General features: G+C 49.0%; 7 protein-coding genes. 5 read left to right on the top strand and 2 right to left on the bottom strand.

Features of this window, described 5'->3' with window-relative positions:
• Nucleotides 1-93 precede the first annotated feature (93 nt).
• The 5 genes from ACESLU_RS06590 to ACESLU_RS06570 all read left to right on the top strand — a co-directional run bounded on the left by ACESLU_RS06590 (nucleotide 94) and on the right by ACESLU_RS06570 (nucleotide 9075).
• The gene (locus ACESLU_RS06590) at nucleotides 94-3843 is read left to right on the top strand and encodes a BamA/TamA family outer membrane protein (RefSeq protein WP_372636850.1); all 3750 of its coding nucleotides are present in this window, start codon (nucleotides 94-96) and stop codon (nucleotides 3841-3843) included.
• A 140-nt stretch (nucleotides 3844-3983) separates the two neighbouring features.
• Nucleotides 3984-5246, top strand: coding sequence for a DUF1080 domain-containing protein (locus tag ACESLU_RS06585; protein WP_372636848.1), 1263 nt, complete (start codon nucleotides 3984-3986; stop codon nucleotides 5244-5246).
• A gap of 233 nt (nucleotides 5247-5479) precedes the next feature.
• Nucleotides 5480-6835, top strand: coding sequence for a M20 family metallopeptidase (locus ACESLU_RS06580; RefSeq protein WP_372636845.1), 1356 nt, complete (start codon nucleotides 5480-5482; stop codon nucleotides 6833-6835).
• 476 nt (nucleotides 6836-7311) lie between these two features.
• Nucleotides 7312-7977 (top strand): L-threonylcarbamoyladenylate synthase, encoded by a 666-nt coding sequence (locus ACESLU_RS06575; protein WP_372636842.1) that lies wholly within the window; start codon nucleotides 7312-7314, stop codon nucleotides 7975-7977.
• Between the two features lie 18 nt (nucleotides 7978-7995).
• Nucleotides 7996-9075: a 6-phosphofructokinase gene (locus ACESLU_RS06570; RefSeq protein ID WP_372636839.1), complete on the top strand. Its 1080-nt coding sequence runs from the start codon at nucleotides 7996-7998 to the stop codon at nucleotides 9073-9075.
• Between the two features lie 19 nt (nucleotides 9076-9094).
• Here ACESLU_RS06570 and mtnA read toward each other — a convergent pair whose 3' ends face one another.
• Nucleotides 9095-10150, bottom strand: coding sequence for an S-methyl-5-thioribose-1-phosphate isomerase (gene mtnA / locus ACESLU_RS06565; RefSeq protein ID WP_372636836.1), 1056 nt, complete (start codon nucleotides 10148-10150; stop codon nucleotides 9095-9097).
• 85 nt (nucleotides 10151-10235) lie between these two features.
• Nucleotides 10236-11606 (bottom strand): gamma-glutamyltransferase (gene ggt, locus ACESLU_RS06560; RefSeq protein ID WP_372636833.1); only part of this gene is annotated, 1371 nt, incomplete at its 5' end.

Here is an 11606-nt window from a genome sequence, read left to right as displayed (position 1 = left end):
CGCTATCAGCTAAAATCGATTCTGTGATATAATGTAATTGACGCAGGAAGACCTTCTTGGAGGGTATTTATTATTAATAACGCAAGATTTCTTATGAGTGCTGGAAATATACTTTTGGTAGCTCTTCTGATACTTTTCAATGCCTGTGGTACCTCCCGCCCGTTTTACAAGTCTGCCGTCGATTCTGAACCGGGCCCATCAAATAAACAGGTCGATTATTCTCTTTTTCTTATCGGTGATACCGGAGCGCCTTATCAATCGGGGGCCGGCGAAGTGTTGCAAACCCTGCGTTACCAGTTGAGCCGAGCCGGGGAAAGCAGTTCTGTTGTATTTTTAGGTGACAATATATACCCGGATGGCATGCCTCCTGATTCCAGTTACGAGGATCGAGTTGCTTCAGAAAATAATTTAAAACCAGCCCTGGATGCCTTGAGTGACTATAGGGGGAAATCGTATTTTTTGCCCGGCAATCACGACTGGCGCTATGGGGTGGAAGGGATGAAGGCTCAGGAAGATTTTATTGAAACCTATACGGCGGGAGCGGCTGAATTTGCCCCTGATAACGGCTGCCCGGGACCCAGTGGCTATGATTTGGGTCGCAACTGGTACCTGATTATTCTGGATTCGGAATGGTGGATTAATCGAAGTCTTGAAACTACTGCAGCCGATGAAGACTGTGAATCACAGGAGCGGGCAGAAGTAATCAACAGAACAGGTACTATTATCGATAATAACAGTGATAAAAATATTCTTATTGCGTTTCACCACTCTTTATACAGTAATGGCAACCATGGAGGATATTATTCGTTTCGGGAGCATCTTTTTCCCCTGGCCAGCCTTGTTGACAATCTGTATATGCCACTGCCTCTGATAGGATCTGCATACCCGCTCTATCGCAAGCTTGGCCTCTCCGGACAGGATATTCCCCATGTCCAATACCAGGCATTTAAAAAAGAAATTCTGGAAGCTGCTGAAAATGTTGAAAATGTGTTTTTTGCTGCGGGACATGAACACAGCCTGTCGTTTTATGAAAAAGAAAAGCCGGCCGTAAATAAAGAAGGACAGGATTTTTTCATCCTGAGCGGGTCGGGTAGTAAAGTATCATACAGTCGGGGCAGGAATGGAGCTGAATTCGTGTATTCACACAGAGGGTTTGCAAAACTCCTCTCATACAAAGATGGTTCAGTAGCGGTAGAGTTTTGGATTCCTGATAACGGAAAAGCCGAAGGGAAGCTGGTATATCGCAAGCAGCTTGTTGAACCGACTATTCCACAGGATCAGGAGAAAGAAGAAGGCGGGTCCGGGAAAAAACGGGAGACGGCAGGCATCCGGAAGGATACGGTTTCTGTTGCCGCGGGCCCTCTTTACCGGGCTGGAAATTTCAAACGTTTTTTTTGGGGTGATCATTACCGGGATGCGTGGACGACAAGAGTTGACGTTCCTATTCTTGATTTTGAAACAGAGCGTGGAGGATTGGATATCCTGGCTAGAACCGGCGGAGTACAGACGGTTACGATTATAGCAGAAGACTCGACCGGCAGCAGGTATGTTATGCGATCCGTGCAAAAGGATCCTAAAAGATCGCTCCCTGAAATTTTACAGGAAACATTTGTCACCGATATCGCTCAGGATCAGACTTCTGCCACACATCCGTACGGCAGTATGGTTGCTTCAGCACTTGCTTCTGCAGCAGGGGTTTACCATACAACGCCGGAGTTGCGGTATATTCCCGGTCAGTCGGAGTTTAATCTTGATGCCGGAAACAAAGACGGTACGCTGGTTACGGTTGAAGAATTCGTGAGCAGTCAATGGTTTAACCAGACATATGACAAGGAGGCCGTGGACGTGGTCGATTCCTATAACCTGTGGAATGCGCTGCGTACAGGTAGTCCGGCTACCATTGATGAACGCCAGCTGGTGCGTTCCCGTATTTTTGACATGTTCATAGGTGACTGGGATCGTCATGAGGAACAATGGTTTTGGGCCAAAGTGCCGACCGATTCTATTCCCGTTTTTCAGCCGGTTCCAATTGACCGGGATAACGCCTTCTACAAAAGCGACGGCCTTGTACTGGGGCTGGCGCAGTTATGGGCGTTCCCAAAATTCCAGTATTTCGGTGAGGACATACGAAATATCAAGGGCATTAATCTAAATGGCCAATATTTCGATCGCTGGTTCATAAATAAACTGAACAAAAAGGAATGGATTGGCATAGCCGAACAGATGGAAAAATCACTCACCGATTCGATGATCGTACAGGCAGTGGAGCAGTGGCCAGAACCTATTGTCGATCTCAATGGCGATACGTTTATCCGAAAACTTAAGGCGCGAAGGGCAAAACTAACCGATTTTGCCCGGCGATACTACGATCTTCTTGTACGGGAGGTGAATATTTACGGGAGTGATGAGCCGGAAGAATTTATTGTTGAACGTAAGCTGAAAGGGGAAACATCGGTCACCATGTATCGGCGCGATGCGGCAGGTAAAAGACAAGTAGCATACCATCGCATATTCAAAAAAGAGGAAACAAATGAAATAAGGCTGTACGGTTTTGGTGGTGATGATCTCTTTGAGATAAAGGGGAAGGGAAATAAAGAGATAAAAATCCGGGTGATAGGAGGAGAGGGCGATGATGTCATTAAAGATCAGCCCGCTGTTTCGGGAATTGGCAAAAAAACCTGGGTTTACGATACTGAAAAGGGCAGTACAATTGAAACAGACGGCACTGTTAAGGATAAAACCTCATCGAATCCCAGGGTGAACCGGTACGAAAAAAGAGCCTTCGAATACAACTTTGCAGGTCCCCTGTTTACTACCGGATATAATGAGAATGATGGCCTTTTTCTTGGTGGGGGCCTTCTTATAAGAAGGCAGGGCTTCCGAAAAAAACCGTTTGCATCGCGGCACCGCATCACAGGAAAAGCCGCCATGCGTACCATAGCTTTCAGCTTAAGCTACGACGGCATTTTTACAGATATAGTGGGGCCCTTTAATATTGAGATTGATGCCGAGGTACAGGCCCCGAACTACTCGGTTAATTTTTTTGGAATGGGAAATGAAACAGAGAAGCAGGATATCTCCACCGGTTTTTACGGGTACCGGATGGACCGGGCAGATATAGAAGGTAGCCTTTCAAATGAAATAGCTGATTTATTGACCATTCATGGTGGAGTCGGGATGCAATATTATCGGCCTTTTGACATGAAAAACCGGTTTGTGACGTCACCAGGGTCTGGTCTGGATAACGTCGTTTTTAATGATCACTATTACGCGACAATGGGCAGTGGATTTACCGTGAATACCGTGGATAGTGGGGTTTTTCCAAAATATGGCGTAGTATTTGACTTCAAATCGGAGCTCATGCTTGGAATAAACGGTCGCAGCGATTCTTTTGGCCGTATTTCTACGGAGGGAAAATTCTATCATACATTTGAAGATATTACGACCACACTGGCCTCAAGAGTGGGATTTTCAACCAATATCGGCCCTTACAAGTTTTTTCAGGCCAATACCCTCGGGGGGCAGTCATTTACGGGAAATAGCAATAACTTGCGGGGCTTTTTGCGTGATCGATTTTCCGGGCGAACGGCCCTTTTTCAGAATACTGAGCTGAGAACAAGGCTGTTTGATGTACAGTCCTATATTCTGCCTGCTGCCGTGGGTATATTGGCTTATGTAGATGAGGGAAGAGTATGGGTTGATAATGAGAGCTCCACCCGCTGGCATGTGAACTATGGTGGAGGCATCTGGATCAGTCCCCTGAAACGAGTAGTGCTGACAGGTGGGCTGGCCTTCTCAACAGAGGAAACTCTTTTAACCTTAACACTCGGTTTTCCGTTTTAATGGAGCAAATAAGGGGCTGGAAAATCTGTATTTTCAGATTGAATGTTTAAGAACATTACCACAGAAATCCATGACCATAATTAATATCGATGATTATCCGAGTTGTTAATGTTGCCTTCCTATTTTTAAGTGCGTTTTTTTTGGTTGCCCCTGTTCCGGGAGGAGAAGATAAGCCGCTGTTTAACGGTACGGATCTTTCAGGCTGGGTCAATGTAATCGGGGCATCCGAGAGCTGGACGGTTAACAGTAACTCGATCAGCGCTGCGGGAATACCCAGGAGTGTGTTGCGCACCGACCAGCAGTACGAAAATTATATTTTAGAGTTTGAATATAAAAAACCGATGTCCTATGGCCGGGCGGGGATACTGATCCACAGTGATGCTCTTCCCGCAAAGGGGAGTCCCTGGCCGCGGGGCATCAACATTCAATTTTGGGGTTCGGGTAACGGCCTGATAGAACCTGCGGGGGGAGCCAGCATACAGGCGGTCAAGAACCCACCGCTGCAAAAAGTTGACGGGGATTCGACCGGCGGGGGACCGCCTTCTGCCGGGGAAGGATGGCATCACATCCGGGTTGAAAGCAGTGATGGAACGGTCACCCTGCGGGTAGATGGCACGCCCGCTGCAATGGGACTTTACGCCTCTCTTCGCAAGGGGTATATAGCGCTGAAAGCCGATGGATCTCAAATTCAATTCAGAAATATACGAATCCGGGAGCTGCCGGCGTCTGATCTTTCTTCCGAACAGGTGGCGAATAAAGACCGGGGATTTGTCTCCCTTTACAATGGCCGGGATGTTGGAAAGCATTGGGAGCTGCTGCCCGGACACCGCGGGCACTGGACAGCCGAGGACTGGCTGATCAACTATGATGGAAAAAGCGAAGAGGAAAGAAAAAGCCTCTGGAGCAAGGAGGAATACGGCGACTTTATTCTGATGGCGGATATGAAATTTACCGGCCATCCGGAAATGGCCGAAAGTCCGGTCGTTTTGCCAACAGGCGACAACCTGAAAAACGAGGACGGCAGTAATAAAATGGTGGTGGTTCCGTATGCCGGGGATACGGGAATATATGTGCGCGGAAGTTCAAAAAACCAGGTGAATATGGGCAACCGCTTTATTGGCTCCGGGGAAATATACGGGTACCGGGCTGACCGTGATATGCCACGGGAGGTCAGGCAGGCCCTTGTCCCAAGAGTTAACGCCGATGCCCCGCCCGGGGAATGGAACCGGTATGTCATTACCATGAAAGGGGATCGGATTGGCATAGTCTTAAACGGAAGGGTCGTTATCGATGATGCCCGCCTTCCGGGAATAGCTCCGCGGGGTAAAATTGCCTTGCAGGACGACCATGGCAGCGGTAATCGTTTTGTGTTTGGGAACGTGTACATCAAGGAGCTGGAATGATCAGCAGCGAGAATTTTAGGGTATATGGCATTATTAATGGACATTGGTGTTAAAAATACCGGATATTATATATGATGGAACAAGGTCTGTTCCTGTGGACCATTACATTCCCCGACGAGTTATTCCGGTCGCCCGGTCCAGATGGATAGGGTTAGGAATTACTCATGATCGAATGCCCTTTACGCCGCATTCGACGTTTGCTCAACCGTATCCACACCGCCAACAGAATTTTTATGAAATTAAACATAATGAATAAAACATTGAAGTCCGCCATTCTGAGCCTGTTCATATTATGTGTTTGCAGTTATCCCCTATGGGGACAAACCGGGCAAATCAAAGATATTATCGACCGGGAGTATCAGGAAATAGAAAAGTTGTATAAACATTTTCACGCTCATCCCGAACTGTCCAACGAGGAGGCGGAGACTTCGGAAAGGCTGGCCGGAGAGCTGGAGCATCTGGGATTTTCAGTGACCGAAGGGGTCGGCGGACATGGGATTGTGGCCGTATTGGAAAATGGAGAGGGGCCGGTCGTCATGGTACGGGCCGATATGGACGCCTTGCCGATTAAAGAGGAAACCGGCGTTTCTTTTGCCAGTGATAAAACGGTTACCACCTCCGAAGGCGAGTCTGTTCCTGTCATGCACGCCTGCGGCCATGACATGCATATGAGTGTTATGGTGGGGACGGCGCAGGTCTTTACAAGCCTGATGGAGCAGTGGGAGGGAACGCTCGTACTCATAGGTCAGCCGGCGGAAGAAAAGCTGTCGGGTGCCAGGGCAATGATTGAGGATGGATTATTTGAACGCTTCCCGCTGCCGGACTATATACTGGGTCTTCATGTGAATTCGGCCCAGGCTTCCGGGAAAGTGGGATATTCGCCCGGTTATGCCTATGCGAATGTAGATGTGGGACGTATTGTGGTAAAAGGCAGAGGGGGACACGGTGCATATCCCGATTTGACGATCGACCCGGTGGTTATCGCCTCGCGGCTTGTCCTTAATCTTCAAACGATCATAAGCCGTGAAATTTCTGCGCTGGATCCGGCAAACATCACTATTGGATCTATTCACGGGGGGACCAGCGGAAATATTATCCCGAACGAGGTGGAACTGGAATTAGTCTTCCGGACGCTGAACGATGATACGCGCGAAAAACTCATCAAAAGAATCAACGAAATGAGCGAGGGAACAGGTCTGTCCGCCGGTCTGCCGGAAGAAGACTGGCCCCGGCTGGAGCTGGAAAGTGATTCTCACGTATCCTCTGTTTATAACACGCCGGCATTGGGAGAAAGACTGAAAAATTCTTTTGCCAGGGCTGTGGGAGCTGAAAACGTACACGAAATATCTCCGCTGATGTATGGCGAGGACTTTGGGGAATACGGAAGTGCAAAACCCGAAATACCCGCCTTTTTATACTCTTTGGGATCTGTGAAACCTGAAGATATGGAAGCTGCAGAAAAAGGATTGATTGTCCCCCCGTCCACTCATTCAAGTAAATATCTGCCGGATATGGAACCAACTATTCGAACGGGCATCCTTACTATGAGTTCAGCTGTATTTGATCTGTTGGAGGGTGAGGATAATTAAATCCACCAGGCAAAAATTCAAGCCTTGCTCATTCTTTTTGGCGGCAAGGATAACCAAAGCCCGGCATGGCGATACCGGTAGCTGATACCGGCCGGCGAAACCGCCAAAAAAAACCTGTAATAACTTGAATGAAAGGGATGAGATCGGTATTTATAATCTTCCGTATCGATACCCGGATAGCCATGCGACTGGACGTTTTATGACTCTGTGGAAACGTTTAAGATCGAAGTAACAGGAATCGGGTGATTCCAAAGGCACACATTCTTGCCGGGAAACTATGAAATATCTTAAATATTTTAACCGTTAACGATGATGACTGCCCGAGATCGAAACAATATCCTAAAAATACAAGTTCAAAAAGTTGTATACCCGACGCTCTACCACACAATTTGTCGCTGCAACTTTTAAGTGATGTTACTTGTGGCACATCTACAATTAAGTCAATCCCAAACACATAATATAATTGAGGATCATTTATGGCAGAACGAATTAAATTGCATCCGGAAACACCTCACGTAAAGCGTCTTTTTGAAGCTGCAGATATGATAAAGCAGGGGGCGGTGATTTTGTTTCCAACGGATAGTCAATATGCGATAGGATGCAATTATAAAAATAAAAAAGGTATTGAACGCATACGTCAGATTCGACAGCTGGGAAAGAACGATCACCTGACTATTTTATGCGATTCCCTTTCCGGTATTGCACGATTCGCCCATATCTCCGATCACAATTTTAAGCTTATCAAGCGGCTTATTCCGGGACCTTATACCTTCATCCTGCCAGCCACAAAAGAGGTACCGAAGCTGCTGGTTCATCCCAAGAAAAAAACGGTCGGCATTCGGGTACCGGATTATCCCATTGCCGAAGGATTAGTGCGGGAAGTGGGGGATCCTCTGCTGGCCATTACAGCAAAAAAACCTGAAATGGACGAAGATGCCCTTGCGGGATTTGAACGCGAACCTTTTTTAAGAGAATTTGATAAACTGGTGGATGTAACGATTGATAACCAGCAGGAACTGCCTTCGCGTGGAACGTCCATCCTCGATATGACCGACGATAATACCAGGTTGCTGCGTGAAGGCCTTGGAATGGAAGCACTGGAGGAAGTGTTTCGCATGCAGCGGGAACCGTTAGAAAAATAGACTAATGACATTATTATTATGATGAAGGTAGCGATTAATACGGGAGGTGGCGACGCGCCGGGATTGAATGCAGCCATACGGGCGGCCACCCTGGCTGCCCTCAAGCGCGGGTGGGAAGTACTGGGCATTAAAAATGGTTACGGATCGCTTTATACCGACGAACCGTTTATCAAGTTGGACGCCCAGTCGGTTAAGGGAATTACGCTGCAGGGGGGGACCATCCTGGGTACGGCAAACCGGGGGAACCCCTTTGAGATGCCCTACCAAAAAGACGACGGAAGCTGGGACACGAAAGATGTCTCTGATCACCTGGTGCAGACGTTTAAAGAGCATGAAGTGGATGCGTTGATTGCGATAGGGGGTGACGGATCCATGAATATTGCCAGCCGGCTTATCAGGAAGGGCATCAATATCGTGGGGGTCCCCAAAACGATTGATAACGATATCTACGGCTGTGATATATCACTGGGTTTTGATACGGCCATCGATATTGCCACCGGTGCCATTGACCGCATAACAACGACGGCCGAATCGCACCAGCGGCTCATGGTCGTGGAAGTGATGGGGCGATATGCCGGGTGGATTGCCCTGTATGCGGGTATTGCCGCTTCGGCTGATGTCGTGCTCATCCCCGAGATCCCTTTTTCCTACGATTCCATAGAGGAGAAAATAAAAGAGCGCGAATCCAACGGCCAAAAATATACCATGATAGTTGTCGCTGAAGGGGCCCGGGAAAAAGATGGCGAGCTGGTTACCAAAGGCAAGGCAGTGGGACAAGAGGTACAGCTTGGCGGGATTGCCGATCGCCTGGCGAAAGAATTGAGCGAGCGAACGGGGAAGGAGTCGCGTTCTGTCGTCCTGGGTCATCTACAACGCGGCGGGTCTCCCTCTACCTACGACCGCCTCATCTCCCTACGGTTTGGGGCCGCGGCTATCCGGTGCGTGCAGGAGCGTGATTTCAATAAGCTGGTGGTCCTGCAGAATAACAAGCTGACGCGTATTCCCATAACCAGCATAGAAGGCAAAATGAAATCGGTTTCCCTGGAAAGCGATACGGTACAGACGGCCCGAGACATCGGTATTTGCCTGGGAGATTAGCAAGACACAGGATCGCTCCTCATGTGACCAGCGCTTTGAAATGTTCATCAAAGGGCGGTTCAATGAGGCCCTTTTCGGTAATAAAGGCCGTAACATACCGGTGAGGCGTAATGTCAAAAGCCGGGTTGTAGGCCTCTGCTTTCTTGGGAGCCACCTCAGAGTCGTTAAACCGGGTAATCTCATCATTTTCCCGCACCTCGATAGGAATCTCATCCCCGGTCTCGAGCTCCATGTCTATCGTGGAGAAGGGAACCGCAACATAGAAGGGTACTTCGTTCTCTTTCGCCAGAACTGCGAGGGGATAGGTACCTATTTTATTGGCCACATCGCCGTTGGCTGCCACATGGTCACTTCCCACGATAACGCTATCCACCTTGCCGCGGCGCATCAGCGATCCCGCCGAGGAATCGGTAATAAGGGTCATCGGTATTTCCGCATTCATGAGCTCCCAGGCGGTCAGTCGCGAACCCTCCAGGAGGGGACGCGTTTCGTCTACCCAAATTCGGATATCTTTATTTTGCTCATGGGCATGAAAGATGACCGAGAGCGCCGTCCCGTACTGGCCGGTAGCAAGACTCCCGGTGTTGCAATGGGTAAGAATCCGGTCTCCTTTGTCAATGAGATTAACTCCTGTTTCCCCAATTTTTTTGCAGGTCCGTTTGTCCTCGGCATGAATGGTCCTGGCCGTTTTGAAAACAATCTCCTTGATTTCGGAAATATCCTTGTCCTTATGTGCTTTAATGGTTGTCTTCAGCCGGTGGAGCGCCCAATGCAGGTTTACGGCGGTGGGACGGGCGGATTCCAAATATTCAGCTACCCGCTCCACTTCTATAAAAAAGCTCTGGAACGAATTTTCGGACAGTTCCTTTATCCCCAGATAAAATCCATAGGCGGCAGCGATACCGATTGCCGGTGCCCCGCGAATGCGCATTTTTTTAATTGCTTCCCACATGCGCCCGACGTCGCGAATATCACTATACACTTCCCGGCCGGGAAGATAGGTTTGATCAAGAATTCGGACATGGTCGTCACACCATTCTATTGATTGAATGGCCGTATTGGCGTCTTTGTTCATACTTTTGCTACCCCTGTAATCAGTAATATTTTTTATGTGCCTGAATGGTATAACAATTCTGTCAGGAAATAAAATTTCATTGATTTCAAAAACCGGCGGCCATACCATCCCCGCGTGGGTCGGGTGCTCCCAGCTTAAACCCGTCGTCGTCCACAAAGATAGTGTGGGCACGACCCAGCCCGTCAGAAGCACTAAGGGTATGTCCCTTTTGCTCCAGTAATTTTCGGGTGTCGGGACTAAGGCCGAATTTTTCATAATAGAGTTTGTCGGGCATCCACTGGTGGTGAAAGCGAGGTGCTGAAATGGCTTCAGCCGGATCCATCTCAAAAACAGCCATATTTAAAAAATTTTGCAGGGTGGCCGTAATTATACGGGGACCGCCGGCCGCTCCCAGCACCATGCGAACAGAATCGTTTTTGGTGACTATCGCGGGAGACATACTGCTGAGCATCCGCTTTTCGGGTGCAATGGCGTTGGCTTCTCCCTGAATGAGTCCGAACATATTCGGTTCTCCCGGTTCGGCCGTAAAGTCGTCCATTTCGTTATTTAAAAGAAATCCCGCCCCGCTGACAGCGACCATGCTGCCAAAAGAACCATTCAGGGTCGTTGTAACAGCCACGGCATTGCCCTCCTTGTCTATAATAGAGTAATGAGTGGTTTCGCTGGATTCCCGAAAAGGAATATCGCCGTGGCCAATATCGTCGCTGGAGGAGGCCGTCTCCCAGCTGAAACTTTCCATGCGTTCCTCCTGATAGGCCGGGTCCAAAAGTTCAGCCTGCGGGATCTCCACAAAATCGGGATCTCCCAAAAAATGGGCACGGTCCGCAAAAGCTCGGCGCATGGTTTCGGTCACGAGATGAACATATTTAGCCGAATTAAACCCCAGTTCTTTCAGGTCATAGGGCTGCAGCATATCCAGGATTTGAGCAATGGCAATACTCCCGCTGCTTGGCGGAGGCATGACGTTGAGCTCATAGCCATGGAACGAAGCCCGGATGGGATTGCGCCAGACGCTTTCATAATTCCGGAGATCCTCACGGGTAATGATTCCACCCTGTTTTTCCATCTCGTTCACCAGGAGTTCAGCAGTCTCGCCTTCATAAAAGCCCGATCTCCCACGGTCGGCGATACGCTGCAATGTGCGGGCTAAATCGGTCTGACGAAACAGATCACCCTCTCGCCAGGGGAGGCCGTCACGCCGCAAGAAATAACCGGCGGATCCCGCGTATTTTTTTAATCCTTTTTTGTTGTCATTCAAGGCTTCGGCCTGCCTGTAGGACAATCGGTATCCCTTGCGGGCCAGCTCGATAGCAGGCTGGATGACCTGGTTCAGGGAGAGATTCCCGTATTGCTCCAGGGCTTTTACCATCCCGTCTACGACTCCCGGCACGCCGGATGCCAGTCCCCCTTTGCGGCTGAGCCTGGTCACATATTCCCCCTCCCTCATATACATATC

Origin of the sequence: Fodinibius sp. (assembly GCF_041642155.1) — a bacterium.
Taxonomy (GTDB): Bacteria; Bacteroidota; Rhodothermia; order Balneolales; family Balneolaceae; genus Fodinibius.
The sequence above is the reverse complement of the archived record's forward strand: the minus strand, read 5'-3'. Positions and strand labels throughout refer to the sequence as shown.